General features: G+C 72.4%; 25 protein-coding genes and 2 pseudogenes. 16 read left to right on the top strand and 11 right to left on the bottom strand.

The annotated features are described in order from the left end of the window. Positions 1 to 65: 65 nt before the first annotated feature. The 11 genes and pseudogenes from IG90_RS0100395 to IG90_RS45415 all read left to right on the top strand — a co-directional run bounded on the left by IG90_RS0100395 (position 66) and on the right by IG90_RS45415 (position 12,399). Positions 66 to 1,628 (top strand): phage tail sheath family protein, encoded by a 1,563-nt coding sequence (locus IG90_RS0100395; protein WP_030575689.1) that lies wholly within the window; start codon positions 66 to 68, stop codon positions 1,626 to 1,628. Between the two features lie 72 nt (positions 1,629 to 1,700). Next, positions 1,701 to 2,144, top strand: a complete 444-nt coding sequence (locus IG90_RS0100390; protein WP_018488498.1) for a phage tail protein — start codon at positions 1,701 to 1,703, stop codon at positions 2,142 to 2,144. Beyond that, positions 2,144 to 2,512: pseudogene (locus IG90_RS0100385) on the top strand (hypothetical protein); the annotation flags it as partial. The gene IG90_RS0100390 and the pseudogene IG90_RS0100385, both read left to right, overlap by 1 nt. 2,038 nt (positions 2,513 to 4,550) lie before the next feature. Next, positions 4,551 to 4,988: a phage tail protein gene (locus IG90_RS0100380; RefSeq protein ID WP_030575685.1), complete on the top strand. Its 438-nt coding sequence runs from the start codon at positions 4,551 to 4,553 to the stop codon at positions 4,986 to 4,988. A 5-nt stretch (positions 4,989 to 4,993) separates the two neighbouring features. Then, positions 4,994 to 5,818: a CIS tube protein gene (locus IG90_RS0100375; RefSeq protein ID WP_030575683.1), complete on the top strand. Its 825-nt coding sequence runs from the start codon at positions 4,994 to 4,996 to the stop codon at positions 5,816 to 5,818. Then, complete coding sequence (locus IG90_RS0100370) at positions 5,818 to 7,761, top strand: VgrG-related protein (RefSeq protein WP_030575681.1); 1,944 nt, start codon at positions 5,818 to 5,820, stop codon at positions 7,759 to 7,761. Before IG90_RS0100375 ends, IG90_RS0100370 begins: the two co-directional genes overlap by 1 nt. A gap of 38 nt (positions 7,762 to 7,799) precedes the next feature. Beyond that, on the top strand, positions 7,800 to 8,090 hold the full coding sequence (locus tag IG90_RS0100365; protein WP_030575679.1) for a PAAR domain-containing protein: 291 nt from the start codon (positions 7,800 to 7,802) through the stop codon (positions 8,088 to 8,090). A 9-nt stretch (positions 8,091 to 8,099) separates the two neighbouring features. Beyond that, positions 8,100 to 8,540, top strand: coding sequence for a GPW/gp25 family protein (locus tag IG90_RS0100360; protein WP_030575678.1), 441 nt, complete (start codon positions 8,100 to 8,102; stop codon positions 8,538 to 8,540). A 31-nt stretch (positions 8,541 to 8,571) separates the two neighbouring features. After that, positions 8,572 to 10,551 carry a putative baseplate assembly protein gene (locus tag IG90_RS0100355; protein WP_030575676.1) on the top strand — a complete coding sequence of 660 codons (1,980 nt, stop codon included), beginning with the start codon at positions 8,572 to 8,574 and terminating at the stop codon, positions 10,549 to 10,551. A 4-nt stretch (positions 10,552 to 10,555) separates the two neighbouring features. Next, a complete protein-coding gene (locus IG90_RS0100350; RefSeq protein WP_030575673.1) occupies positions 10,556 to 11,140 on the top strand; it encodes a phage tail protein in 585 nt (194 codons plus the stop codon). A 308-nt stretch (positions 11,141 to 11,448) separates the two neighbouring features. Then, positions 11,449 to 12,399 (top strand): discoidin domain-containing protein, encoded by a 951-nt coding sequence (locus tag IG90_RS45415; RefSeq protein WP_233435849.1) that lies wholly within the window; start codon positions 11,449 to 11,451, stop codon positions 12,397 to 12,399. 70 nt (positions 12,400 to 12,469) lie between these two features. Here IG90_RS45415 and IG90_RS0100340 read toward each other — a convergent pair. After that, positions 12,470 to 12,952: pseudogene (locus IG90_RS0100340) on the bottom strand (sigma factor); the annotation flags it as partial. Between the two features lie 24 nt (positions 12,953 to 12,976). Next, positions 12,977 to 13,387, bottom strand: a complete 411-nt coding sequence (locus IG90_RS0100335; RefSeq protein WP_030575667.1) for a YciI family protein — start codon at positions 13,385 to 13,387, stop codon at positions 12,977 to 12,979. A gap of 244 nt (positions 13,388 to 13,631) precedes the next feature. Here IG90_RS0100335 and IG90_RS0100330 point away from each other — a divergent pair, with 244 nt between their 5' ends. Together IG90_RS0100330 and cobM are read left to right on the top strand one after the other, a co-directional pair. Continuing rightward, positions 13,632 to 14,903 carry a bifunctional cobalt-precorrin-7 (C(5))-methyltransferase/cobalt-precorrin-6B (C(15))-methyltransferase gene (locus IG90_RS0100330; protein ID WP_030575665.1) on the top strand — a complete coding sequence of 424 codons (1,272 nt, stop codon included), beginning with the start codon at positions 13,632 to 13,634 and terminating at the stop codon, positions 14,901 to 14,903. After that, the gene (cobM, locus tag IG90_RS0100325) at positions 14,900 to 15,649 is read left to right on the top strand and encodes a precorrin-4 C(11)-methyltransferase (protein WP_030575663.1); all 750 of its coding nucleotides are present in this window, start codon (positions 14,900 to 14,902) and stop codon (positions 15,647 to 15,649) included. Before IG90_RS0100330 ends, cobM begins: the two co-directional genes overlap by 4 nt. A 113-nt stretch (positions 15,650 to 15,762) precedes the next feature. Here cobM and IG90_RS0100320 read toward each other — a convergent pair whose 3' ends face one another. The 4 genes from IG90_RS0100320 to IG90_RS0100300 all read right to left on the bottom strand — a co-directional run bounded on the left by IG90_RS0100320 (position 15,763) and on the right by IG90_RS0100300 (position 19,113). After that, on the bottom strand, positions 15,763 to 16,062 hold the full coding sequence (locus IG90_RS0100320) for a hypothetical protein (RefSeq protein WP_030575661.1): 300 nt from the start codon (positions 16,060 to 16,062) through the stop codon (positions 15,763 to 15,765). A gap of 353 nt (positions 16,063 to 16,415) precedes the next feature. Next, a complete protein-coding gene (locus IG90_RS0100310) occupies positions 16,416 to 17,870 on the bottom strand; it encodes a flotillin family protein (RefSeq protein WP_030575657.1) in 1,455 nt (484 codons plus the stop codon). A gap of 142 nt (positions 17,871 to 18,012) precedes the next feature. Then, the gene (locus tag IG90_RS0100305; RefSeq protein WP_030575655.1) at positions 18,013 to 18,522 is read right to left on the bottom strand and encodes a hypothetical protein; all 510 of its coding nucleotides are present in this window, start codon (positions 18,520 to 18,522) and stop codon (positions 18,013 to 18,015) included. Positions 18,523 to 18,627: 105 nt separating this feature from the next. After that, positions 18,628 to 19,113: a peroxiredoxin gene (locus tag IG90_RS0100300; protein WP_030575653.1), complete on the bottom strand. Its 486-nt coding sequence runs from the start codon at positions 19,111 to 19,113 to the stop codon at positions 18,628 to 18,630. A gap of 204 nt (positions 19,114 to 19,317) precedes the next feature. Between IG90_RS0100300 and IG90_RS0100295 the strand changes: the two genes are divergently transcribed. After that, the gene (locus IG90_RS0100295) at positions 19,318 to 20,067 is read left to right on the top strand and encodes an alpha/beta fold hydrolase (RefSeq protein WP_030575651.1); all 750 of its coding nucleotides are present in this window, start codon (positions 19,318 to 19,320) and stop codon (positions 20,065 to 20,067) included. Positions 20,068 to 20,228: 161 nt separating this feature from the next. On the opposite strand, the gene IG90_RS0100290 is transcribed toward IG90_RS0100295, so the two are convergent. From IG90_RS0100290 to IG90_RS0100270, 5 genes are all read right to left on the bottom strand, one after another. Continuing rightward, on the bottom strand, positions 20,229 to 20,474 hold the full coding sequence (locus IG90_RS0100290) for a hypothetical protein (protein WP_030575649.1): 246 nt from the start codon (positions 20,472 to 20,474) through the stop codon (positions 20,229 to 20,231). A gap of 228 nt (positions 20,475 to 20,702) precedes the next feature. Next, positions 20,703 to 21,326, bottom strand: coding sequence for a phosphatase PAP2 family protein (locus IG90_RS0100285; RefSeq protein WP_030575647.1), 624 nt, complete (start codon positions 21,324 to 21,326; stop codon positions 20,703 to 20,705). After that, positions 21,323 to 22,594, bottom strand: a complete 1,272-nt coding sequence (locus tag IG90_RS0100280; RefSeq protein WP_030575645.1) for an MAB_1171c family putative transporter — start codon at positions 22,592 to 22,594, stop codon at positions 21,323 to 21,325. Before IG90_RS0100280 ends, IG90_RS0100285 begins: the two co-directional genes overlap by 4 nt. Positions 22,595 to 22,659: 65 nt before the next feature. Next, positions 22,660 to 23,247: a hypothetical protein gene (locus tag IG90_RS0100275; RefSeq protein ID WP_030575643.1), complete on the bottom strand. Its 588-nt coding sequence runs from the start codon at positions 23,245 to 23,247 to the stop codon at positions 22,660 to 22,662. A 10-nt stretch (positions 23,248 to 23,257) separates the two neighbouring features. Continuing rightward, entirely contained in the window at positions 23,258 to 23,788 is a 531-nt protein-coding gene (locus IG90_RS0100270; protein WP_233435848.1) for a hypothetical protein, read from the bottom strand. Between the two features lie 438 nt (positions 23,789 to 24,226). On the opposite strand from IG90_RS0100270, the gene IG90_RS0100265 reads away from it, so the two are divergent. Both IG90_RS0100265 and IG90_RS0100260 read left to right on the top strand, forming a co-directional pair. Further along, positions 24,227 to 24,574, top strand: a complete 348-nt coding sequence (locus IG90_RS0100265; RefSeq protein ID WP_030575639.1) for a MerR family transcriptional regulator — start codon at positions 24,227 to 24,229, stop codon at positions 24,572 to 24,574. 349 nt (positions 24,575 to 24,923) lie between these two features. Further along, positions 24,924 to 25,127: a cold-shock protein gene (locus IG90_RS0100260; protein WP_015609674.1), complete on the top strand. Its 204-nt coding sequence runs from the start codon at positions 24,924 to 24,926 to the stop codon at positions 25,125 to 25,127. Positions 25,128 to 25,325 lie beyond the last annotated feature (198 nt).

Below are 25,325 nucleotides of genomic sequence, written 5' to 3'. Positions count from 1 at the left end.
GACGAGAATGGCCCGCGTCACCCGGTCGAGCAGTGCGTTCAGGAGTGTGTCGAGGAGAGGCCCTTATGCCGTCGTACCTGTCCCCCGGCGTCTACGTCGAAGAGGTCGAGTCCGGATCCCGGCCGATCGAAGGGGTGGGCACCTCGGTCGCCGCCTTCGTCGGCTTCGCCCAGAGGGGCCCGTTCGACGAGCCGACGCTGATCACCAACTGGAGCCAGTTCGGCGCCACGTTCGGCGACTTCGTCGACGGTGCCTACCTCGCGTCCTCCGTCTACGGCTTCTTCGCCAACGGTGGCGGTGTCTGCTACGTCGTGCGCATCGACGACGGCACCGCGGCGGTGGAAGGCGGTGGCGCGGGCGAGGACGCCACCGGAGAGGGCGGGGAACCGCCCGTCGGCGCCGAGGTCCAGGTCGGCCCCTACGCCGTACGCCCCCGGCCGGGTGTGAGCGGCGAGATCAGCGTGGAGGTCGCCCCGGTCGAGGGCGACGATCCGCCCGCCGACGTGTTCCGCTTCCTCGTGAAGCGCGACGGCCAGGTCGTGGAGACGTACCCCTCCGTCACCACCAAACGCAGCAAGGACAACGTCGCCACCCGCGTCAACGCCAAGTCCGAGCTGATCGAGGTACGGGAGTCGGGGCGCGGCGCCGCCCCCGCCCCGCCCGCGCCGCAGACGGTGACCCTCGCCCCGGCCGCACCCGCCGCCGGCAGCTCCGGTGCGATGGCCCCCGAGGTGTACGTCGGCGACGCGGACCGCCGTACGGGGCTCGGCGGCCTCGAAGCGGTCGACGAGGTCACCATGATCGCCGTGCCCGACCTGATGAGCGCGTACGAACGCGGGCTGCTGGACCTGGAGTCGGTCATCGCCGTCCAGCAGGGGCTCATCTCCCACTGCGAGCTGATGGGCGACCGGGTGGCCATCCTCGACCCGCCGCCCGGCCTCACCCCGCAGCAGATCCGCGGCTGGCGCACCGGGCAGGCCAACTTCGACTCCAAGTACTCCACGCTCTACTACCCGTGGATCAGCGTCGCCGACCCCGCGTCCGGCCGCGCCACCCTCGTACCGCCCAGCGGGCACGTAGCCGGGGTCTGGGCGCGCAACGACGACACGCGCGGGGTGCACAAGGCTCCGGCGAACGAGGTCGTCCGGGGAGCGGTGGCGCTGGCGACCCAGCTCACCAAGGGCGAGCACGACCTGCTCAACCCGATCGGGCTGAACTGCATCCGAGCCTTCCCCGGGCGGGGCATCCGGGTGTGGGGCGCACGGACGCTGGCGTCCGACCCGGCCTGGCGGTACCTGAACGTCCGGCGGCTCTTCAACTACCTGGAGGAGTCGATCCTCGCCGGAACGCAGTGGGTCGTCTTCGAGCCGAACGACGACGCCCTGTGGGCCCGTGTCCGGCGCACCGTCTCGGCGTTCCTCGTCAACGAGTGGCGCAAGGGTTCGCTGTTCGGGCTGACCCCCGAGGAGGCGTTCTACGTGAAGTGCGACCGCGAGACGAACCCGCCGGAGAGCATCGACGCGGGCCAGGTCATCTGCGAGATCGGGGTCGCCCCCGTCAAACCGGCCGAGTTCGTGGTGTTCCGGCTCTCCCAGCTGACCGGCGGCAGCGGCGGTGTCGACGAATGACGACCTGCCGCGGACGCGTCGACCGTCGACCGTTGACAGCCCGTTCCTGAGCCCGGCGTTAAGGAGTCTGCTGTGCCACTTCCCGATCTCGACAGTTCCGTCGGGCATTCCTTCGGTCTCGAATTCGACAGCGTGATCATCAAGCAGATCACCGAAGTCAGCGGCCTGAAGATGGAACAGGACGTCATCGAGCTGAAGCAGAACACCGCCGACGGCAAGTACGCCATCAAGAAGCTGCCCGGCCGCCCCAAGGCGGGAGAGGTCACCGTGACGCGCGGGCTCACCGAGGACAACAGCTTCGAGCGGTGGATCAAGGACTCGCGGTTCGGCCGCATGACGAACGCCCGACGCAACGGCGCCGTCATCGTCTACGACTACGAGGGCTTGCCGATCAAGCGCTACAAGCTCATCAACGCCTGGCCGAAGTCCCTGGAGATCGGCACCCTGAAGGCCGGCGACACCTCGGTGCTGACCGAGAAGCTGGCGATCACCTACGAGAGCATGGAACTCGACTGATGCGCCGCTCGGTCCAGTTCCAGAGCCCCGAGCAGGTCGCGCCCCGGGCGGACGGGGGCCAGGGCGGTTCGACGCGTCAACAGGAGGCGCTGCGCACGGATTTCGCCTTCGAGCTGCCGCGCGGTTACGTCGACGAGTCGGGGACCGTCCACCGTACGGGCGTGATGCGCCTCGCCACCGCGCGCGACGAACTGGTCCCCCTGCGGGACGACCGGGTCAGGGAGAACTCCGCCTATCTGTCGGTGGTCCTCATCTCCCGGGTCGTCACGCGCATCGGCACCGTCGAGGACGTCCACCCCGGCGTCATCGAGGACCTCTTCGCCTCCGACCTGGCCTTTCTCCAGGACTTCTACCGCCGGATCAAGTCGCCCCGATACTGGATGTATCGGGGTGATCCCGACAACGCGGCGAGCGTGCGTGCCAGGCGTCGCCGAGCAGGCGGGACTTTCGAAACACGCCCTAGCCGGCGGCCGGCCGGAACACACCGTGCAGGGGAGGACGAGGAGCTCATGGGGTTGATGTCCTGGCTGCGGGGTGGCCGCGGCGGTGCTGCCCGCTCCGGCGATGCGCCCGCCCCCACGCCCATGTCCGCGTCCCTGTCCGTGGCCGATCGTGGCGAACGGGTTGACGTGAACCGGCTGGAGCCGATCCAGCGGGTGGTGTCCGGGCAGCAACTGACGGTGGGGCCGGCGGAGTTCGAGGCGTCGCTCACCACCCGTCAGGACACCGCGCTCGGGACCCCGCTCGGGCACCTGGTGAGCCCTGATGCTCCGGCCGGGCTTGTGCGCGGTGTCGGTGTCGCGGAATCCGCCGTGTCACCGTCGCCATCACCGGTCGCGGCTCAGCGGTCCGTGGACATGCCGGTGCGGGGGTCGGTGACCCGCTTCGGCCGGGCGCGTGGGCCCGAGGCCGTACCGGGGACGGTGTCCGCGCCCGTACCCGTACAGCGTCTGTACGGTGGTGAGACCTCGGCCATGACGTCTTCCGCCGGGGCGGAGAGCGGTCCCGGGGGCGGGGAGGAGCTGCCCGTACGACGTCTGGTGGGGGAGCGGCCCGTCGGTGCGGAGCCGGCACTTCCGGTTCCGTCGCCCGACCCGTCGCCCGCCCCGGCCTCCGGCAGCGTCGGCGTTCAGCGGGCTGCGATGCCTCCGGCGGGGGAGCGGCCCCGGCGAGCTCCCGGGCTCGGTGCGCCCCTGCCCGGTCTGCCGCCGACCGCCCAGCGTCGGGCCGCCTCCGGCCCGGAAGCCTCCGCGGGCCAGGTTCCGCCCGCGGCCCCGGCTGTGCCCGGCCTGTCCGATGACGTTCGGTCGGGGGGAGGGGACCAGCCCACTGCCCCCTTGCTCGGTGACGATCCGCTGTTGGGGGAGGTGTACCGGAGCCATCCCGACGACCTGGCAGGGGGAGCGCCTGCTTCTGCGGGTGGGGCGAGCGATACGGGTAGGGCAGACGGTGCGGGTGATACCGGGGATATCGGTAGTACCGGGGATACCGGGGATACCGGGGATACCGGGGATACCGGGGATACCGGGGGTGCCGGGAGTGCCGGGCGTGCCGGGAGCTTCGTGCAGCGGTCGGACGGTCCGCCTGCCCTCTCCGGCCCGTCCCCCGCCCTGCCTGCCCCGTCTGCCCCGGCTGACTCCGGGCCCGTCGCCCCCCTCCTGGGCGACCGGCCCCTCGTCCCGCGGAACGTCGACGTCCAGCGCGCCGCGGAGCCGCGCTCCGGGCCCGCCGGGGGGTCCGTGCCGGACCCGGGCGGGTCCGCCTCGCCGCCCGAGGGCGTACCGGTCCGGTGGACCGGGGCGGAGGGCGGGAGGCCGATGACCGGTCCCGGTGTCTCCGTGGGGCCCGCGCCCCCGTTGTCGACCCCCGCCGGACAGCCCTCCGCGACCCTTCAGCGACAGGCGGCAGGAGGACCTCCGGTGCCGGCCTCGGTGGCACGTTCCCTGCCGGGTTCCGGCAGTGCGCGTGGACGGCCCTCGGCCGGTGCCGTGGCGGTGGCCGCCGGGGTGGCGCAGCGGATGGCCGACGGCAGTGTCGTCTTCGGGGGCGCGCCGGCTTCCGGTACCTCGCGGCCGGTCGTCCAGCGGGCCGCCGAGATCGCCGAAGTCGCCGAGGAACCGCCACCACCCGAACCCGACCCCGTGACGGAACCGGAGGACGCCACGGGGCCAGGGCCGGAGCCGGAGCCGGGCTCCGTGACGGAAGCGGCTGCCCCGAAGGACGGCAAGGGGACTCCCGCCGTCACGGACGAGCTGGTCCGGGCCCTGTACGCCCCGCTGAGCCGGCTCCTGAAGAACGATCTCCGGCTGGAACGTGAACGCGCCGGCCATCTCATCAACACCCGCCACTGAAGCCCCGATGAAGCCCGAACGATCGGCTGCTCGACCGAACTGAGAGGCACGTGTCATGGCCACCGCCCAGGACAGCGACCCCGCCGTCAGCGTCTGCTTCGTCGTGACGATCGACGACATCGAGCTCGGGTCGTTCAACACGTGCGAGGGCCTCGGCTGCGAAGTGGTCCTCGAAACGCGCGAGGAGGGCGGCAACAACGGGCATCTGTGGCAGCTGCCGACCCGGCTGAAGTACTCCAACGTGAAGCTGTCGCGCCCGCTGACCCGGGAGACGGAGAAGGTGGCGCGCTGGTTCGCCACGATGACCACCGGGTTCAGCCGGAAGACCGCGCACATCGAGGCGCGTACGGGGGACGGCCACAAGGTCGCCCAGTGGGGGCTGCTGGAGGTCGTTCCGGTGCGCTGGACCGGGCCTTCGTTCACGCCCGAGTCGCCCAAGGTCGCGATGGAGACCATCGAGATCGCCCACCACGGTTACGTGATGGAGGGCTGAGGACGATGAGCGGTGCGGGTCCCATCGCGTTCAGCGCGGCCGGTACGTCGGGGGTGGCCTCGGCGGCGAAGGGCGGCTCGGCGCGGCCCAAGCTGGAGCACGCCTACCTGGAGCTGCGCACCCCGCCGACCGGGGGCGGGCTGACGCCCGGCGGGCCGTGCGGGCGGATCGACTTCCAGTTCAACCCCAAGGAGCTGAGCCTCACCAAGGCGGCTTCCTGGAAGCGGAGTCCGGCGAAGGGGGCGAAGAGTTCGGGCCCGCCGGAGTACCAGGGATCCCAGCCCAGCAAGCTCACCGTCGAGATGTTCTTCGACGCCAGCGACACCCAGGACACCCGGGTCGTCACCTCGGTGGAGCAGCTCTTCGCCTGCTGTGTGCCGACGGACGAGACCCGGCAGCAGCAGCGGTCGTCCCCGCCGTGGGTCGTCTTCCACTGGGGCGGACTGACGGGCTTTCCCGGCTACGTAAGCCAAGTCGCCGCCAAGTACACGCTGTTCACGACCTCGGGTGTGCCGATCCGGGCGGTCTGCCAGGTCACCATGGAGGAGATCAGCGGCGAGACGCCCGGCCAGAACCCGACCTCGGGCGCGCTGGCCGCCCGGCGAGTCCACCGCGTCGGCTCGGGCGACTCGCTGCCCTCGCTCGCCCACCGGGAGTACGGGGACCCCGGGGCCTGGCGGGTGATCGCCGAGGCGAACGGGATCGACGACCCGATGCGGCTCGCCCCCGGCACCCAGCTCCTGCTGCCCGCCCTGGACGAGCTGGCCCGGCTCAGGGACTCCTCGGACCGGGACGCCGCCGGGACCGGCCGGGGCAGGGGGCGGGGCTGATGGCGCAGCAGGGGGTTTCCACGGCGCTGACGGTGGAGTTCGGCGGTACGCCGCTGCCCGCGAAGTTCGTGAACACGCTGGTCGAGGGCTATGTCGACGACAGTCGTACGCTCCCGGACCTGTTCCTGCTGCGGTTCCGGGACCCCGACCGGGTGCTGCTGGAGCAGGCCGGGCTGAAGATCGGCACCGAGGCCCGGCTGCTGGCCCGCGCGGGCGGCGACACCGCCCCGAAGCCGCTGCTGGAGGGGGTCGTCACCGCACTGGAGGTGGAGCTCGACGAGTCCGGCACGTTCACCGTCGTCCGGGGGCTCGACGAGTCGCACCGGCTGTTCCGGGGCCGCCGGGTGGCCAGCTACCAGAACATGACCCTCGCCGACATCTGCGGCCAGGTCGCCCAGCGCGCCGGGCTGAGGCCGGGCCCGGTCGACATCGCCGGGCCCGTACTGGAACACATCGCCCAACCCAACGTCACCGACTGGGAGTTCGTGCGCGGGCTGGCCGAGGAGGCGGGCGCGCAGGCGTACGTACGGGACGGGCAGCTCCACATCACGAAGCCGGCGGAGGCGGGCGGCGCGCCCGATGCCTCGGCGCGCGCCGAACGCGACCCGCTCGTCCTGGAGCTGGGCAGCAACCTGCTGCGCTGCCGGGCCGGGGTGTCGGCCGCCGAGCAGGTCTCCGAGGTGGAGGTGCGCGGCTGGGACGTCCGGGCGAAGCAGCCGCTGGTGGGCCGGGCCCCGGCGGGCTCGTCCCCGACGCTGGAGCTGGGGGTGACGGCGGCGGAGGTGTCGGCCCCGTTCGGCGAGGCCCGGTTCGTGGTGACCGACGCGGCGTACGGGGCGCAGGCCCAGGTCGACCTGGCGGCGAAGGCGCTGGCGGAGCGGATCGCCGGGTCGTTCGCGGAGCTGGAGGCGGTGATCCGGGGGAATCCGGCGGTCCGGGCGGGCAGCGCGGTGGCGCTGAACGCGGTGGGCGCGCCCTTCGAGGGCCGGTACACGGTGACGACCTCGCGCCACGTCTTCGACTCCGTACGCGGGTACGAGACCTGGATCACCGTGTCCGGGCAGCAGGAGCGGTCACTGTACGGGCTGGCCGGCTCCGCTGCCGGCACCGCCGGGTCGCGGTGTGCGGGGCTGGTCAGCGGGACGGTGACCGACACGCAGGACCCGGAGGGCTCGGGGCGGGTCAAGGTCCGCTTCCCGTGGCTGTCCGACGAGTACGCGAGCGACTGGGCGCGCACGGCGCAGTCCGGCGGTACGGGGGGCGGGGAGGCGTTCATCCCGGAGGTCGGCGACGAGGTGCTGGTGGGCTTCGAGCACGGGCATCTGGACCGGCCGTACGTCCTGGCGGGTCTGTACAACGGGCAGGACCGGCCGGGGGGTGGGGGCCCGGCCGGCAGCGCTCCCGGTGCTCCCGGTGCTCCCGGTGCTGCAGGCGCTGCCGGAGGTGCGGGCGGAGGCGCGGGTGGTGGTGGCGACGGAGGCGAACTCGTCGATCCCACCACCGGTGCGGTGAACCGCCGCGCCTTCGCGTCGAAGAGCGGAAACCAGCTGGAGCTGCTGGACGCGGCGAACGGCCCGCAGGGCGTCCGGCTCCGCACCGGTGACGGCAAGCTCACGATCGACCTCGACCGCAAGGGCACCGCCATCGTCATCGACAGCGACGGCAGCGTGACCATCGAGGCCAAGGAGCAGGTCTCCATCCGGGCGGCCGGCGGCGTCGCCCTGGACGCGGGGCGCGGGGCGCTCGAACTGGCCGGAGAGAGCATCACGGTGACCGCCAGGAAAGGCGTGTCCGTGGACGGCGGCACCGGGAAGGTCGGCATCGCGGCGCAGGGTCCGGTGGAGGTGCGGGGCGGTGAGGTCACGGTCGACGGAAGCCGCCGCACGGAGATCAGGAGCGGAGGTTCGGTGAACGTCAACGCGCCGATGGTCAAGCTCAACTGACGTCACGTCATTCAGCAAGTACGGGAGGAGTGCACAGCATGTCCGACGCAACAGCCGCTCCGGCAGCCCGGGTCGGCGATCCCACGGGCCATCCCGGCACGGTCGGGCCGCCCGGAGTCCTGTCCGTGCTCATCGGCGGGAAGCAGGCCGCCACCGTCGGGACCGCCCACCTGTGCTCCTCGCCCGCCGCCCATCCGCCGACCGTCCTCGCGCCGCCCGGCAGCTCGACGGTGTTCATCGGCGGGCAGCCGGCCGCCCGCGTCGGGGACCTGGCGGGCTGCGGCTCCCCCGTGGTGTCCGGCTGCCCGACCGTCCTGATCGGCGGGTGAACCGGGCCCATGGGACAGCAGTTCATCGGCGCGGGCTGGGCGTTCCCGCCGCGCACGGACGCCACCGGGTCCATCGCCCTGGTGCGCGGCGAGCACGAGCTGGAGGAGTCGATCCGGCTGATCCTGGCGACCTCGCCGGGGGAGCGGCCCATGCGGCCGGAGTTCGGCTGCGCGGTCAACGACTACGTGTTCGCCCCGGCGGACGCGGGGACCGCCGGGCAGCTCGCGTACGAGGTACGGCTCGCGCTGGAGCGGTGGGAGCCCCGGATCGAGGTGACCGAGGTCGTCGTCCGGTTCGACGAGGCGGACAACGGCGTCCTCTACATCGACATCGGTTACACCGTGCGCGGCGCGAACGACCCCCGCAACCTCGTCTTCCCGTTCTACGTGATCCCGCAGCACGCCGAGGCGGCCGAGACATCGGCCGACGACGAGGGGGCGGGCGCATGACCCTGCCCGGCCCGCATGAGGAGGCGAGGGCGTGACCCTGCCCAGCCCGCATCTGGACGACCGCACCTTCCAGGGCCTGGTCGACGAGGCGAAACGCCTGGTCCAGCAGCGCTGCCCGGAGTGGACCGACCACAACGTCTCCGACCCCGGGGTGACGCTGATCGAGGCGTTCGCGACCATGGTCGACCAGCTCGTCTACCGGGTGAACCGGGTCCCGGAGAAGAGCTATCTGACCTTCCTCGACCTGATCGGGGTGCAGCTCCACCCGCCGACCGCCGCCCACACCGAGGTGACGTTCCGGCTTTCGGCGCCCCGGCCCGAACCGGTGCTGGTGCGCGCCGGCACGGAGGTCGCGACCGTCCGTACGGAGACGGAGGAGGCGATCGTGTTCACCACCTCCGAGCCGCTCTCCATCGTGCCGTGCGCCTTCGCCCACCTGGCCACCTGGCCCTCGCCAGGAGAGGCCGTCGACCGGACCGAGGAGCTGACGCTCGGCCGGGACGTGCCCGTCTTCGGGGCGACTCCCGCCCCCGGCGACTGCCTGTACGTCGGCCTGTCGGCCGCCGTACCCGCCGGCGTGCTGGCGCTGCGCCTGGACTGCACGGTGGACGGCGTCGGTGTCGATCCCGCCCGGCCGCCGATCCTCTGGGAGGCCTGGGACGGGACGAGCTGGACGGTCTGCGAGGTGGAGAAGGACGACACCGGAGGCTTCAACCGGTCCGGCGAACTGATCCTCCACCTGCCGAGGACCCATGTCCCGGCGGCCGTCGTACGCCGCACCGGGGGCTGGCTGCGCTGCCGCCTGATCGAGGCGGAGGAGGGGCAGCCGACGTACATGGCCCCGCCGGTCGTCCGGGGGATCACCGCGTTCACCATCGGCGCGACGGTCGCCGCCGAGCACGCCGAGACCGTCACCGACGAGGTGCTGGGCCAGGCGGAGGGCGTTCCGGGGCAGGTGTTCCGGCTGGCCCGGCCGCCGGTGGTGCCGGGGGAGTTCGTGGTCGAGGTGACGGACCCGGCCGACGCCGACACCGCGAGCGGGGGTTCGGACGTCACCCGCTGGATTCGGGTCGACGACTTCGCGCACTCCGGCCCCGAGGACCGGCACGTCACGCTCGACCCGAACGCGGGCCGCGTGGAGTTCGGCCCCGCCGTACGCGAACGGGACGGCTCCGTACGCCATTACGGCCGGGTCCCGGTCAAGGGCGCCACCGTCCGGGTCCGCTCGTACCGCACGGGCGGCGGGCTGCGCGGCAACGTCGCCCCCTCCACGCTCCGCGTCCTGCGCAGCTCCCTCCCGTACGTCGCCCGGGTCGAGAACCGCCGGCCCGCGCTCGGGGGCGTGGACGGCGAGAGCGTCGACAGCGCCCGGGTGCGCGGGCCCATGACCCTGCGCACCCTGCACCGGGCCGTGGTCCCGCACGACTACGAACTCCTCGCCCGCGAGATCGCCCCGGACGCGGCCCGGGTCCACTGCATCCGGGCCGGCACCGAGGACGGCTCGGACGGTACGGGCGGGGTGCGGCTGCTCGTCGTACCCGCCGGGCGCAGCGACGAGCAGGGCCGGATCGAGTTCGACGAGCTGGTCCCGCCCGCGAACACGCTCGCCCTGATCGCCGGACACCTGGACGCCCGGCGGCCGATCGGGGCCCGGCTGGTCGTCGAGCCGCCGTTCTACCAGGGGGTCACCGTCGTCGCCCTGGTCCAGGCGGAGCGCGGGGCGGTCGCCGGGAAGGTCCGCGAGAGCGCGCTGGCCGCGCTGTACGGGTACTTCAACCCGCTCACCGGCGGGCCGGCCGGGGACGGCTGGCCGTTCGGCCGGCCCGTCCAGTCCGGGGAGGCGTTCGCGGTGCTCCAACGGGTGCCGGGGGTCGACCTGGTGGAGGACGTACGGCTCTACCGCGCCGACCCGGTCACCGGCGAACGCACCGACGCGACCGCGAAGATCCCGCTGGACCCGCACGCGCTGGTCTTCAGCTACGAGCACCAGCTCCGGGTGAGAGGGGCCTGAGCCGATGCGCAGCGGAATCCCGGGGCTGCCGACCCCGCACCCCCTGATCGACCAACTCCCCGCCGTCTACCTGGAACAGGACTTCCTCCAGCGTTTCCTGGCCGCCCTGGACGACGTCCTCGCCCCCGTCCTCCTCTCCATCGACAACCTGCCCGCGCACCTGGACCCGCGCAGCGCCCCCGACGACTTCCTGGACTGGCTGGCCCAGTGGGTGGCCGTCGACCCCCACGAGGACAGTCCGCCGGAGCTGCGCCGGGCGGCGGTGCGGGGCGCGGTCACCCGGCACGCCCGGCGCGGCACGGTGAGCGGTCTCGCGGAGGCGCTCCGGCTGGAGACCGGTACGGAACCGGAGATCGTCGAGAGCGGCGGCACGGCCTGGTCGACCGGCCCGGGCACTCCGCTGCCGGGACAGGACCGCCCCTGGGTGACCATCCGGATCCGGACGGCGGCCGAAGGCGGCGAGGACGGCGGGGACGCGGGGGACACTGGGGGCCGGGGCCGCGTGCGGCAGCCGGACCGGGTGCGGCTGGAGGAGCTGATCGGCGCGGAGGTCCCGGCGCACGTCGGATTCACCCTGGAGCTGCTGTGATCTGCGACGAGTGCGGACACCGGAACCCGCCGGGGCGGGAGTTCTGTGTGGCGTGCGAGGCGTTTCTGGGCTGGGAGGAGGAGAGGGGGGCACCGCCCGCACCACCTGTTCCCGCACCGCCCGCTCCCGTAACTCCGCCCGCTCCCGTTACGCAGACCGCCCCCGAAACGCCACCCGCTCCCGAAACGCCAGCCTCTCCCTCCCCCTCGTCCCCTCCCGTGACACCGCCCTCGCCCCCCTGCGCGGGGCCGCCCGCAGCGCCCTTCGTGACGCCGCCCGCGCCCGCCCCCGTGGCATCGCCCGCGCCCATGCCCGTAACGGCTCCTCTCCCACCACCGCACCCGACACCCCCCGTACCGGCGCCGACGTCACCACCCCCGCGGCAGCCCCACGCGGCACCGGAGGCGGCGGCTCCCCGGCGTCCGGGCGAGGGCCCGCCCGGTCCGGCCCCCGGCCCCGACGCCTGGCCGGACGACGGGCGGCGGCCGTCCGCCGCCGGGTCACCCCGCCCGGAACCCGTCGGCGCGCCGGTCATCTGCCCCAACTGCCGTACGGAGAACGCCCCGGGCCGCACGCTGTGCATCCGCTGCGCCCTGCTCCTGGACCCCGGGCCCGCCCCCGAGGGCCGGCCGCCGTGGTGGCGGCGGATCCTGCGCCGACGCCCCCGGCAGCCGCGCGTGGCGGGGGCGCGTCCGCGAGGCGGGTGGCGGCGGCCGAGGGTCGGGCTGCCCCTCGTGCTGGTCCTGCTGGCGGTGGGGGTGTGGTTCGCGCTGCCGCATCTCCCGGGCCTGTTCGGCTTCGCCAGGGAGGAGACCGGAACCCCGGAGTCCGTGCCGCCGGCCGCCTGCCGGGGCTCCAGCGAGGCGGGCGGGCACCCGGCGTCGGCCGCGTTCGACGGCTTCAACAACCGTTACTGGGCACCGGAGAAGACCGGCGAAGGCGTCGGGGAGCACCTGGAGTGCGACTTCGCGCAGCCGGTACGGATGATGAAGATCGTGGTGTTCTCCGGGACGTCGGCGCGCCAGGACGAGTTCCTGACGCAGGGCCGCCCGGCGCGGCTCACGGTGGAGCTGACGTCGAAGGACGGGAAGAAGACCGACCGTACGATCCGGCTGCGCGACCAGGCGGGCCAGCAGACGTTCGACGTACGGGGTTCGGACACGGTTCGGGCCAAGCTCACGGTCGATTCGGCGTACGGCTCCGGGGAGGACCGGCGTACGGCGGTGGCGGAGGTCGAGTTCTTCGGGCGGCGGGAGTGAGCGGTCGACGGGGCGGACACTCCGGAGATCGACGAGCGGGCGCCCCGACGGCCCGGAGGCCCGGCGGCCCGGCCGCTCCGGCCTCCGGCACCAGATGGGCGCGGGCGATCTCCGCCGTGGTGAGGCCGCCGACCGCGCGGAGGGTCAGCGCGATCTGGGCGGCGGGGGAGAGCGCGGGGTGGCAGCAGAGGAAGAGCAGGGTGAGCGTGTCGTCCTGGGAGGGGCCCCTGCCCTGCCCGGAGGGGCCCTCCGTGGGTGGCGGTGCGACGAACGCGTCGGCCGGGGTGAGGGCCGCCGCCGTCTCCTCCCGCCTCCGCCGGGCCGCGTCGCTGCGCAACCGGTCGGTGAGGCGGCGGGAGGCGACCCGGATCAGCCGGCCACTCGGATTTTCGGGGATCCCGTCCCGCGGCCACTGCCCGGCGGCCGCGATCAGGGCTTCCCGGACGGAGTCCTCGGCCGGGTCGAAATGCCCGTACCGGCGCACGAGCGCGCCGAGGACCTGCGGCGCGTGGCGGCGCAGCAGGTCCTCGATGACGCCGGTCGTACGATCCATCCGTGTCCTTGCGGGTGGTTCCTGTCAGTCGTCGAGCCCGCCGTCGACGGGCCGGATGAGCACCGGGTAGTCGGGCGCCCCGGCCGGCTGCGGACAGCGTGCGACGCGGGCGGCGATCTCGGTCACCCTTTCCAGGCTCTCGCAGTCGAGCACCCAGAACCCGGCGAGCAGCTCCTTCGTCTCGCTGTACGGCCCGTCCGAGATCACCGGACGCCCCTCGGTGTCGAGGCTGACGGCCCGGCCCGACGCGGGCTCGCGGAGCCCGTACCCGGTCACCAGCTCGCCCGACTCGGCGAGGTCGTCGTTGATGCTGCCCATGTGGGCGAACATCTCCTGCATGGCCTTCTCGTCCCAGGCCGGGCTGTCGGCGCCGCCCTTGCCGGTCTGCGCGTCGTAGTCCGCCTGGGTGCCCTGGACCATCACCAGATACTTCATGACCGTCGCCTCCTGGTCGCTCGTTCGCTCGGTGCCGTTTCTTCCTTGCACAGGGGACGTCGGGGCCGGGGCGGGCTTCTCGGCACCACGCGCGGTTCTTTCTCGGATTCACTCCGGATGCGCCCCCGGATTCACCCGCTGGAGGGGGCGGAACAGGGCGTTCAGTAAAGTTCGGCTGCGCCTCGTTTCCGCTCGTCGCGCCTTCCTTCCCCCTCTCCCTCCCCGAACGACGAGGTGCCGGCCCGTGTCCCCGTCTCCAGCCCCGCTTCCGCACCCCGTCTCCGTCGTGGGGGTCGGCGCGGACGGCTGGCCCGGCCTGTCCGCTCCGGCGCGGGAGGCGCTGCGGGACGCGCAGGTGCTGATCGGCGGGGTGCGCCAGCTGGACCTGCTCCCGCCGGAGTGCGCCGGCGTGCGGGTGAGCTGGCCGTCTCCGCTGAGGCCGGCCGTCCCCCGTCTCCTCGCCGAGCACCGGGAGCGCCGGATCGCGGTGCTGGCGAGTGGGGACCCGATGTTCTACGGGATCGGGCGGGCGCTGGCGGAGGAGCTGGGGCCGGAGGGGCTGCACGTGCTGCCGCACCCGTCGTCCGTCTCGTACGCCTGCGCGCGCCTCGGCTGGTCACTGGAGGACACGGAGGTCGTGACGCTGGTGGGCCGCCCGGCGTCCCGGCTGGCGGCGTCCCTGTACGAGGGCCGCCGGCTGCTGGTCCTGAGTGCGGACGCGAGCACGCCCGCGACGGTGGCGGCGCTCCTCACGGCGCACGGCTTCGGCCCGAGCCGGCTGAGGGTGCTGGAACAGCTGGGCGCCGAGGACGAGGAGCACGTCGACGGCATCGCGCAGAGCTGGGCACATCCCCCGGGGGACCGGCTGAACGTCATCGCGATCGAATGCCGTGCGTCGCCGGAAGCGCTGCGGCTGGGCACGGTCCCGGGTCTGCCGGACGAGGCGTACGAGCACGACGGCCAGCTCACCAAGCGCCACATCCGGGCCGCCACGCTCGGGACCCTGGCGCCCGCGCCGGGAGAGCTGCTCTGGGACGTGGGCGGCGGCTCCGGCTCGATCGCGATCGAGTGGCTGCGGGCCCATCCGTCCTGCCGGGCGGTGAGCGTGGAGCGGGACCCGGTACGGGCCGAGCGGATCACCCGTAACGCTCAACTCCTGGGAGTCCCCGCCCTGAAGGTCGTGACCGGCCCCGCTCCCGCGTCCCTGGCCGAACTGGAAGCGCCGGACGCGGTGTTCATCGGCGGCGGCCTGACCGCGCCGGGCCTGCTGGACGCGTGCTGGGAGGCGCTGCGGCCGGGGGGCCGGCTGGTCGCGAACACGGTGACGCTGGAGTCGGAGGCTCTGCTGGCCGAGCGGCACAAAGCGCACGGCGGCGAGCTGGTACGCCTGTCGGTCGCCCACGCCGTCCCGGTCGGCGGCTTCACCGGCTGGCGCCAGGCCATGCCCGTGACGCAGTGGTCGGTAAGCAAGTCCTCGGTTTCCGAGGCACGTTCGGACAAGGGAGATCGATCATGACGGTGTACTTCATCGGCGCGGGCCCCGGCGCGGCCGACCTGATCACGGTGCGCGGCGCCCGGATCCTCGCCGCCAGCCCGGTCTGCCTGTACGCGGGCAGCCTGGTCCCGGTCGAGCTGCTGGCCGAGTGCCCGAAGGACGCCCGCCTGATCGACACGGCGAACCTGGACATCGGCCGGATCACCGCGGAACTGGTCCGGGCCCACAAGGAGGGTCACGACGTGGCGCGCCTGCACTCGGGCGACCCGTCGGTGTTCAGCGCGGTGAACGAGCAGATGAAGCGCCTGGACGAGGCGGGCGTGCCGTACGAAGTGGTCCCCGGCGTCCCCGCGTTCGCGGCGGCGGCCGCGGCACTGAAGCGCGAGCTGACGGTCCCGACGGTCGGCCAGACGGTCATCCTGACCCGTATCGCCCAGCGCGCCACGGCGATGCCGGAGGGCGAGGACCTGGCGACGCTGGGCCGCAGCGGCGCGCTGATCGTCCTGCACCTGGCGGCGCGGTACGTGGACCGGGTGGTCGACGAACTGCTCCCGCACTACGGGGCGGACTGCCCGACGGCGGTGGTGGCGATGGCGTCCCGCCCGGACGAGATCATCCTGCGCGGCCCACTGGACTCGATCGCCGAGCAGGTGAAGGCGGCGGGGGTGATCCGGACGGCGGTCATCATGGTGGGCCGGACGCTGGGGTCGGAGCAGTTCCGGGACAGCTACCTGTACTCGGCGGGGCGGGACCGGGGGGAGTGCTGACGGTTCGGAACGCGGCCCCCTGACCGATGCGCATGGTCAGGGGCCGTTCCTCCGCGGTGGGCGTGGGAGAGGCGAACCAACCCACGGTCACACCGCCGCCACCACGACGGCTTTCAAGGTCGTGATCGGGAGTCGGCTGCATCGTGCGGTTCACTGATGAGCGTCTGCACGTTCATCACCACATCGCGGAGGCGTCCCGGCCGCACGCCCTCGCCCGCCATCCACGCATCGAGGCGGGGCCGCAGGTACGTGACCATCCAGTGCCCGTGCCGCCGCAGCGTCGAGCGGTGGATCGAGATCTCTTCCTGGATCTCTCGCCGCAGGTCATCGGTCCAGCCCTGCGCACGGTCCGTTGGCTCCAGCGGGGCCTTGAGGGCGGCCACCGCCTTGTCCAGTGCCTCTGTCAGATCCACAGTTCTCTCACCACGAATACGTCAGGTGTCGACCCTGACCATCGTCCGCGTGCGACGCTCTCACGAAGCACCCCTTGAGGAATAGACTCCTATGGACTGTACTCCTCGTGATTGCGCTCGCCCGGAGAAGCTTGACAGCGATGCCGAGGACTGGCAGGCACAGGAGGAGCTCGGCGGGTGGCGGGGGCGGTTGGCCGCTGCCGCTGCCGCTTCCGCTGCCGCCGCCGCCGACCGGCAGGCGGAGGGGGCGCACGCGGATGCGGACGCAGACGTGCCCGTGCCCGGCGGCGAACAGGTCGCTGCCGGGCACGGGTGACGGGGACGGGCTCAGCTCCGGGTGGAGGCCTTGCGTGTCAGCCCTTGATCTCGATCTCGCCGTTCTTCGGGGTCGAGGAGTCCGTCTCCGCAGCGTCCGAGGCCGCGGGAGCGGGCACCGTGCCCACGCGGTTCTTCAGGTTCTGGAGCAGGGACGTCATGTCCACGCCCGTCGTTGAGGTGAGCAGTTCCATGCCCTGCGCGACGTTGTCGGTGACCGTACGGGCCAGCTGGCTCGCGCCGTCCGTGGAGATGACCGTCATCTTGTCGATGGCGCTCAGCGGCTCGGAGGCCTTCGCCACGACGCTCGGGAGCACCTCGACCAGCATCTGGAGGACGGCCGCGTCGCCGTACTGCGCGAACGCGTCGGCCTTCTTCCGCATGGCCTCGGCCTCGGCCGCACCCCTGGCGGCGATCGCCGCGGCGTCCGCCTCACCCTCGATGCGGACCGCGTCGGCCAGCGCCGAACGGTGCAGCTTCTCACCCTGACCGGTCAGGCGCGAGCGCTCCGCGTCGGCCTCGGCCTCCTTGACCTGGGCGATGCGGCGGGCCTCCGCCTCCTGCTCGGCCTGGTAACGGGCGGCGTCGGCGGGCTTACGGACCTTCGTGTCCAGCTCGCGGTCGGTCAGCGCGGCCTGGCGCTCGGCGACCTTCTCCTGCTCCTGGAGGACTTCCTGCTGGCGTGCGGCCTCGGCGAGCGGACCGGCGGCGTTGGCCTTGGCGGCCGCGGCTTCGGTCTCGGCCTTGATCTCGGCCTGCTTGAGGTAGTACGTCCGCTCGGCGATGGCGATTTCCTCGGCCGCCTTCAGCCGGGCCTGCTCCGAGGCCCGCTTCGCGATGGCCTCGGCGATGTCCGCCTCCTGCTTGGCGCGGGCGGCCTCCGGGCGGCCGAGGTCCTCCAGGTAGGAGCCCTCGGTGGTGATGTCCTGGATCTGGAAGGCGTCCAGGATCAGGCCCTGGCCGGAGAGGCTGGCCTCGGCCTCCTCCGCGACCTGCCCGGCGAACGCGGCCCGGTCCCGGATGATGTCCTCGACCGACATGCGGCCGACGATCGCGCGGAGCGCGCCGGAGAGCACTTCCTGGGTGAAGCCGACGATGCCGTCCTGCTGCTGGAGGAAGCGCTGCGCGGCGGCGCGGATCGCGTCCTCGCTGCCGCCGACCTTGACGATCGCGACGCCTTCGAGGTTCGACTTGACGCCGCGCAGCGTCACCGCGCCGCGCACGGCGATCGGGATGTGCCGGCTGGAGAGGTCCAGGGTGAACTTCTGCTGGACGAACGGCACGACGAAGACACCGCCACCGACGACGACCTTCTGGCCGCTGTTGTCGATGCTGGTCTGTCCGGTGACCGGGTCCGTCGACTTCTTGCCGCGGCGGCCGGTGATGATGAACGCCTCGCTGGGCCCGGCCACCTTGTAACGCGTGATGACGACGAGGCCGAGCAGAACGAGGAGTACGACGATGCCGATGACGGCGATGACTACTGGACTCATGCGATTGGTCCCCCCTGCCTCCCGTGGGGGACGGCAGATCGTTGTGGAGCGGGGCGGTGCCAGGGAATGGAGTTGGTCGGTGCGGTGTGTGCTGCGTTCCGGTGGGCCGTAAGAAGGGTGGACGTGTACGGCGGGTGCGTGGTCAGCGCTCCACCGGGCGGACCGCGACCGATGTGGTCGACAGTGCCTCCTCCACCCAGATCTCGGTTCCGCGCGCGACGGGCGTCGCGGACTTGGCCGCGTACTTCACGGGCTGGTCGCCGAGCCGCAGCAGCACCTCGCCGTAACCCTCGGCCGGGATGGCCGTCACGACGGATCCCGAGGTGCCGATCAGGTCGGAGTCGCGCGGAGTGGCGTGCGTCTGGTCGCGCATCAGGGCCTTGCTGAGTTTCCAGGTCAGCCAGCCCGCCACCAGACCGGCGGCGACGCCGATGGCGGTGGCCGCGAACGTTCCGGCGCTTGTCGTGCCGAGCACGATCGCTCCGCCGAAGCCGAGCATCGAGACGAAGCCGGCGATCACCGGGAGCGAGAGCAGCCCGTCGAAGAGGCCGTCGAGAACTCCGTCGAAGAGCCCTTCGAGGATCCCGCCGAAGATCAGGGAGAGCGTGAGCAGCACGATCCCCGCAATGCCGAGACCGAGAAAGAAGGTCACGCGATCACTCCCCCTGTTGTCGACTTCCCCCGAGCGTTTTCCGTCGATCTGGCTGGATGATCCCATACAGCACCTGCTTCGGTCACTGCCGGGTTCCGGCAATCTTTATGCATCTTTGATGCCGGACAGGCGGTCCGTGAGGGTGGAGAGTGACTGGAACGTCGCTCCGAGCAGCGCCACGTGCTTCCAGCGCAGGACCCCGTCCGGGCCGATGAGGAAGACCGCCCGCCGCACCCCGATGCCGGGCGCGGAGACTCCGTACGCCTTGGCGGTCTCCCGGCCCTCGTCGGCCAGCAGCGGCATGCGCAGGTCGAAGGCGCGGGCGAACGACTCGTGGCTGTCCACACCCTGTGGACTTATTCCCCAGACGTCGGCGTCGAGACCCTCGAAGCTCTCCATGCCCGATGAGTACGAGCACAGCTGCTTCGTGCAGACGCTGGTGTTGTCCCCCGGGTAGAACGCCAGCACCACGGACCGGCCCCGGGCGGATGACAGCCGGTAGTCGGATCGCTCGAAGGCGTCGCCCGACAGTACTCCGCCGGGGAGAGTGAACTCCGGTGCCACACTGCCGAGTTGAGGTCCTGATGCCATGGATGGCTCCTTCGGTGTCAGATACGGGGATGCCGCGGACGGCATGGATGGTTCCGTGTTCGCGACCGTACAGTGGACGGCATTGCGCCCCCGTCGAGTTGTCGAGCCGTCGATCCGTCGTGCCGTACGCCCATCCGTCAGGGCCTCGGCGCCGAATACGGGGAGAGGGGGCCCCGCGCCCCGCACCCGGACCTGGAGGTACGCGTGGCCCAACGACCGCCGTCGGCAGCGGTTCTCGTCCTGCACGGGGGCCGCGAGAACGGTACGGAGCCCCCGCCGCCCGGTCCGCTGAACCTGCCCGGGGCCCGCATGCTCCCCTTCGTCCGGGCCGTCGTCCGGGCCACCCGCGCCGCCGGTGAGGACATCCGCGTGACGCAGGTGCGGTACGCCCACCGGGGCTGGAACGGCACCCGCGCGGACCCCTTCCACGACGCCGTGGCCGCCCTCGACGCGCTGCGGGAGGAAGCGGGCGACGAGCTGCCGGTGGTGCTCCTGGGCCACTCCATGGGAGCGCGCGCCGCTCTCCGCGCCGCCGGGCACCCCCTGGTGCGGGGCGTCGTCGGGCTCGCGCCCTGGTGTCCGCCGGGGGACCCGGTCACCCAGCTCGCGGGCCGTGACGTCGTCCTCGTCCACAGCGACCGGGACCGGATGACCAGCCCGCGGGCCACCTGGTCCCACACCGCCCGGGCCCGCCGCGCCGGGGCCCGTACCTGCATGGTCACCGTCCGGGGCGGCGACCACGCCATGCTCCGCAGGGCCGCCGCCTGGCACCGCCTCACCACCGGGCTGGTCACCGGACTGCTCGGTTCCGGCAGCCTGCCGGGGCCGGTCGGCGCGGCCCTCACCCTGCCGCCCACCGCCGAGGCCACCGAGGGCACCCTCGACCTGGACCTCGATCTGGGCATCGACCTCGGCCTCGGGCCGTTCCGGGACCGGACGGGCGCCCCGCGCTGACCGGCCACCCGGTCCCGTGCGCCGACCGGCCACCCGCTCCCGTGCTGAGGACGCGGTACGGGAACGGGCGGCCGACGACGGGGAGCCGGGGGAAGCGGTTCGGTGATCGGCGATGGGGCGATGTCCTGCCTTTCGGGCGGGCCCGCCTCACGGCCGACGCGTCAGGCGGCTTCCGGGTTCTCCTGCCGTCGGCTCCGCAGCTGTCGCAGTACGAGGGCGGCCGAGGTGATCAGCGGCAGCAGCCCCGCCACCGCGTCGGCGGTGTTCAGCTTGTCGTGCTTGCCCTTGGCCCGGCGGACCTGCTTGGACGCCCTGATGACCGCGAGCGCGCTGCTGCCCAGGCTCAGCACGAGCCCGGCCTTGCTTCCGCGCGGCCCCTCGGCGGGCGCGGACCGGTTCTTCGCCATCGGAGGTACCTCCAGCCTGCGGGCCGCGCCGTCGGCGGGCGCGCCCTCCCCGTACACGTAACCGGGTGTCCGCCGCCCCCGCAAACGGGACGGCCGCGAGGACGGCCCGGTGGTTCGCAGGCCACCGTGCCCCTCGTGGTGGGCGGACCGCGGACGGGGCAGCGCGCCGCCCTTCGACCCTGACCGGGTACCGCTGACCCGGTCCTGCTGACCTGACGCTGTCCGCCCTCAGGCGAACACGTACGCCACCGTCGTCGCCGCCCCCAGGCCCGCGCCCGCCACGGTCTGGGCGACGGTGTGGTAGCCGAGGGTGACCCGGGACCAGCAGACCGCCGTGGTCAGCGCGTACGCGGCGATCCACCAGGGGGAGTGCACGACGGCGAGGAGCGAGACGGGCGCCGAGGCCACCGCCGAGTCGACCGAGATCTTCCACACCGTGTTGACGGCCAGCAGGCCGACCGTCATCACCCACAGCGCGAGCATCGCGACGAGGATCCCGGTGGGCGCGTTCCCCAGCACCATCACCACCGAGCCGGCGCCGATCGAGCCCAGGATCACGAAGAAGATCGGCGCCCGCTTGGTGCGGTCCACCACATGACGGTCGCCCCAGGTGCCGCGCCCGCGCTCCCACTCGATGTACCCCGCCGGGATCAGCCCGGCGCAGAGCGCCCCGAGGAAGCCCCAGGGCAGTCCCGTCCAGTCGCGCGCCGCCGCGAGGCCGATGCCGAGCATGCCCGCCAGCAGGACGTTGCGCGGCTGGAGGACGTCGGTGACGGTGCGCGCCACGGAGGCCGTCCGGGCGGAGGCGGTGGGGATCCCCTCGCCGGCCGTGGTTGCCGTGCTGCTGCTCATGCGCTCGTCTCCGTCGTGCGGGTGGTGTCGGCCGTCGCCGCCGCGAGGACCGCGCGGGCACGCTCCTCGCCGACCGTCCGGTACGCGGCGGCGACCCGGACCAGCCGGGCCACCTCGCCGTCCTGGTCCGCCGCGTGCTGGGCGGCGACCGTCGCGGCTCCCCCGGCGGGTGCGCCGGAGTCCTTCGCGAGCAGGGCGGCCCGGATCCAGTAGGCGTCCGTGAGGGACTCTGCCCGGCGCGGGTCGTCCGTGTCGCGGGCGGCGGCCCGCCCGGCGGCGGCGAGCAGCCCGTCGGGCACGTAGTGGCGCAGCTTCTCTGCCGCGTCCGCGATGTCGGCGGCCCAGCGGTCCACCCGCAGGTCGGCCGGGACGTTGAACCGGGTCAGCTCGCGGCCCAGTGAGGCGGGTGGGTCGAACGGCTGGTCCGGGAACGCGGTCATCAACTCGTACCAGAGGGCGTGCAGTCGGACCTGGGCCCGCCACAGCCGGGCCCGTCGCAGGCCGGCCGCGAACGCGGGGACGGACGCGCCGAGGGCGAAGAAGGCGAACAGCACGAGCTGCGCGGCCTCGGTGATCTGGTCGAACCGCAGGGCGAACGCCTCGCTGGGCTCGTCCACCACACTGATCCACAGGAAGAGGGTGCGGCTGGCGGTGTAGCCGACGCCGATGAACATGGCGAACGTCATCATCCCGAGCCCGATGCGCAGATGGCGCCGCCGGGCGTCGAGGGTGGCCAGCCCCCACTGGAAGGCGCACACGGCGGACGCGGCCCCGAGGTAGAGGTAGAAGACGCTCATGTAGAGCGTGGCGCCCCCCTCCCCGGCGTGGTCGGAGACGAAGCGGTCCGAGGGCTCGGAGCGGTCGACGACGGTGAAGAACAAAACGGTCAGCAGGATCAGCGTGGCGACGGAGGCCTTGGCCGCCAGCTTCTGGACGAACCGCGCGAACCGCACGTGGCGGGGGACCGCGCCCGCTTCGGGGTAGCTGCCGTAGATGGCCACGATGTAGCTGAGGATGGCCAGAATTGCCACGGTGGCGGTGTAGTGCTTGATGAGGACGGCGAGGTCGGTGACGGCGCTGTTGTTGAGGCCGATGCGCACCGCCTCGGTCTTCGTCCACAGCGCGACGGCGAATCCGGCGTAGCAGCCCCACAGGGCCCGGCGTCTGCGGTCCTCCTCGTCGCCACACAGGGCAGCGGGCATGCGCCACAGGGCAACGGCCGTCATCAGGCCGGCTATGAGGTAGCCGGCGAGATCGAGGGGGGTCACGGCGGTGTTCGTCCTCGGGGTCGGGATGCGGGGGCGGGGACCCGCGGGTGGGGCGGTGGCACGTGTCAGGCGTTGTCGGACCGTCGTACGGGGAAGAGGCCGCGCCGCCGGTTGGCCATCGGGCGGGACAGGGAGTTGTCCAGCCGCCCCACCATGTCATCGGTGGTGAGGTCCCGCGCCATTCGGGGGATCAGGGAAGCACCGAATTCGGCCATGCGTTCGTCGTGGGTGTCGTACTGCGCACGGGCCTGGACGGTGCCGCCGCCGGAGGCGAAGGACTCGGCGGCGGCCGGGGAGATCATCCGGGCGATCAGCGAGGTGTCGAACACCGGGAGGAGCGTCCGCAGTTGCTCCGCGTCCAGGGTCGTCCCGTGGTCGAACCACTCGTGGCACAGCTCGTGCAGGATCACGTGCTGGGTCTGGTACGCGGTCGGCCTGCGGCGGTAGAGGACGAGGCTGGTGCCGCCCGCCTTCAGGCGCAGCCCGCAGGCGGTGTTGACACGGGCGAGGCGGTCCGGCATCTCGTACAGCCGGATCGTGCGCCCGCCGGCCTCCTCCATGTTCGCGACGAGTCCGTCCAGCGAGAAGGGAACCGGGAGGGGCAGGCCGGCGAGCCCGGCCTCGCACTCTTTCCGCAGTTTCCGCAGGGACATGACCAAGACGCTACGCTGCCGGACCCGCGGGGCGGTGGTGCACGGCGGAATCCCTCCCACCGCCCTCCCCGTCGGGGCCCTCCTTCTCCCGGGCCGCGTCCTCCAGCAGGGACAGGGCGAACCGCAGCAGTTCCGGCGGGAGCCCGTCGTCGTCCAGGCCCCGGCCGGCCAGACCGCTGATCTCGCCGGTGCGCCGCTTGGCCAGGAACTGGAGTCCGGCGACGACGTCGTCGACGACCTCGGACTCCTCCTTGAAGAAGCGCCAGTCCACGCCGAACCCCAGGCCGAGGGCCTTGAGGATGTCCTCGGACGGCTGGGTGACCTTGCCGGCCAGGATGTTGGAGAAGTAGCTGTGTGACAGCGAGCCGCCGCGGTCACGGACCAGCTCGGCGAAGACCCTGCCCGAGATCTTCTGGCCGGGGAAGGTCTTGTCGACCATGTACTCGACTTTCTCCCGCAGCGAGCCGAGGCGGGGAAGCTCGTCCGGAGCAGGAGGGCCGACGGGTTGCGGACCGCGTTCGTCGCCGTCGTCCATGGCCATCCGGGCCTCCATGGTCACCTCGGAGTCGGAACTGAGCTTGCGTAAACACTCTACGTCACTGTTAACTCGAAAAAACACGGGCAGGGGACCACGAGGGGAGTCCCTTGCCCGTGAATGATCCTGCGCCGCGCGACGCCCGGGGCAGGCTCCGGACAGGGGTGTAGCCCTTCACGACGGGGGATGCGTGAAGGGCTACGCGTGCATTATGGCCCCGCGGCCCTCCCGACGACAACTGACCGGTCGGTCAGTGATCCGTGGCGGCTGATCCGCCGCGCCCTTCCCGGTGGCCCGAATCTGTTCCGGCCGCGATAGACATGGCCCTGGGTGGCGATTAGGGTTTCTTGTGCAGTCACGTGAAACAGCGGTACGCGGCGGAGGTGTACCCCGCAGGCGCAGGACGCCCGGCTCCTCCGGTCACGCGTGACGGAAGAAGTGCAGATGCCCCCGGAGATCCCCTCGCGCGCCACCGACCGGCTCGACGACGACGATTACCCCGCCTACACGATGGGGCGAGCCGCGGAGATGATCGGTGCGACGCCGGGGTTCCTCCGGGCGATCGGCGAGGCCCGCCTGATCACCCCGCTGCGGTCCGAGGGCGGCCACCGTCGTTACTCCCGCTACCAGTTGCGCGTCGCCGCCCGCGCCCGGGAGCTGGTAGACGCCGGCACGCCCGTCGAGGCCGCCTGCCGGATCGTCATCCTGGAGGACCAGCTGGAGGAGGCGCTGCGCCTCAACGAGGAGCTGCGCGGCCGGTCCGCGCACTCCGGCGGCCCCGCCGGGCGCTGACGGCCGCCGCGCCCCGGGTGCGGGAGGTCCCCTGCGGCCCAGGAAATTATCTGCATTCGTCAGCACAGAATTTCACGCAATCCGCGATGAGGCTTTTTCGTTCCGGATCTGTTCCCGGTCTGTTCCGACACGGCCGGTGATATTGGGCACCAGCCTCTCCCGGCTCCATCGTGCTAGTGTTGATCTCAGTTGCAGTTGTGGTTCCCAAAAACTTCAAGTGTTCTTGCCGGTCAGATGTCGGCGGGCACACTTTTGTATTTCCGGTGTTATTCCGGACGGGGTAATCATCGCGGCGACGTTGGGTCCGCACAGTGTGGGCCCGCGGGCTCTGCCCCTAAGGAGATATGACATGGCTACTGGCACCGTGAAGTGGTTCAACGCCGAAAAGGGCTTCGGCTTCATCGAGCAGGACGGCGGCGGCGCCGACGTCTTCGCTCACTACAGCAACATCGCCGCCAGCGGCTTCCGTGAGCTGCAGGAGGGCCAGAAGGTGAACTTCGACGTCACGCAGGGCCAGAAGGGCCCGCAGGCCGAGAACATCACCCCCGCCTGATCACTCAGGTAGTACTGCGCAGCTGGGGCCCGCACCTTGGGGTGCGGGCCCCGGCTCGTTGTCGTGTCCGGGCCCGCTCTGCGCGCCCCCAGACGAAGCCGCGTCCGGTGCACTGATTCCCGGCGGCCGGGCTTTGTTTTTCTTTTGTCATTTCATCGGCTCGTTCTTGCGATTCTGGGTGCCGTTCACGGTCGCTTC

It is taken from the genome of Streptomyces anulatus, from assembly GCF_000721175.1.
GTDB lineage: Bacteria > Actinomycetota > Actinomycetes > Streptomycetales > Streptomycetaceae > Streptomyces > Streptomyces anulatus_C.
Note: the sequence above shows the minus strand (reverse complement) of the source record. Positions and strands in the feature narration are given on the sequence as shown.

Excerpts from the sequence above, each read along its gene's own strand:
- IG90_RS0100395 (WP_030575689.1), top strand. The coding sequence starts at position 66 with ATGCCGTCGTACCTGTCCCCCGGCGTCTACGTCGAAGAGGTCGAGTCC.
- IG90_RS0100380 (WP_030575685.1), top strand. The coding sequence starts at position 4,551 with ATGGCCACCGCCCAGGACAGCGACCCCGCCGTCAGCGTCTGCTTCGTC.
- IG90_RS0100375 (WP_030575683.1), top strand. The coding sequence starts at position 4,994 with ATGAGCGGTGCGGGTCCCATCGCGTTCAGCGCGGCCGGTACGTCGGGG.
- IG90_RS0100370 (WP_030575681.1), top strand. The coding sequence starts at position 5,818 with ATGGCGCAGCAGGGGGTTTCCACGGCGCTGACGGTGGAGTTCGGCGGT.
- IG90_RS0100365 (WP_030575679.1), top strand. The coding sequence starts at position 7,800 with ATGTCCGACGCAACAGCCGCTCCGGCAGCCCGGGTCGGCGATCCCACG.
- IG90_RS0100360 (WP_030575678.1), top strand. The coding sequence starts at position 8,100 with ATGGGACAGCAGTTCATCGGCGCGGGCTGGGCGTTCCCGCCGCGCACG.
- IG90_RS0100350 (WP_030575673.1), top strand. The coding sequence starts at position 10,556 with ATGCGCAGCGGAATCCCGGGGCTGCCGACCCCGCACCCCCTGATCGAC.
- IG90_RS45415 (WP_233435849.1), top strand. The coding sequence starts at position 11,449 with ATGCCCGTAACGGCTCCTCTCCCACCACCGCACCCGACACCCCCCGTA.
- IG90_RS0100335 (WP_030575667.1), bottom strand. The coding sequence starts at position 13,387 with ATGAAGTATCTGGTGATGGTCCAGGGCACCCAGGCGGACTACGACGCG.
- cobM (WP_030575663.1), top strand. The coding sequence starts at position 14,900 with ATGACGGTGTACTTCATCGGCGCGGGCCCCGGCGCGGCCGACCTGATC.
- IG90_RS0100310 (WP_030575657.1), bottom strand. The coding sequence starts at position 17,870 with ATGAGTCCAGTAGTCATCGCCGTCATCGGCATCGTCGTACTCCTCGTT.
- IG90_RS0100300 (WP_030575653.1), bottom strand. The coding sequence starts at position 19,113 with ATGGCATCAGGACCTCAACTCGGCAGTGTGGCACCGGAGTTCACTCTC.
- IG90_RS0100290 (WP_030575649.1), bottom strand. The coding sequence starts at position 20,474 with ATGGCGAAGAACCGGTCCGCGCCCGCCGAGGGGCCGCGCGGAAGCAAG.
- IG90_RS0100285 (WP_030575647.1), bottom strand. The coding sequence starts at position 21,326 with ATGAGCAGCAGCACGGCAACCACGGCCGGCGAGGGGATCCCCACCGCC.
- IG90_RS0100275 (WP_030575643.1), bottom strand. The coding sequence starts at position 23,247 with ATGTCCCTGCGGAAACTGCGGAAAGAGTGCGAGGCCGGGCTCGCCGGC.
- IG90_RS0100270 (WP_233435848.1), bottom strand. The coding sequence starts at position 23,788 with ATGGCCATGGACGACGGCGACGAACGCGGTCCGCAACCCGTCGGCCCT.
- IG90_RS0100265 (WP_030575639.1), top strand. The coding sequence starts at position 24,227 with ATGCCCCCGGAGATCCCCTCGCGCGCCACCGACCGGCTCGACGACGAC.
- IG90_RS0100260 (WP_015609674.1), top strand. The coding sequence starts at position 24,924 with ATGGCTACTGGCACCGTGAAGTGGTTCAACGCCGAAAAGGGCTTCGGC.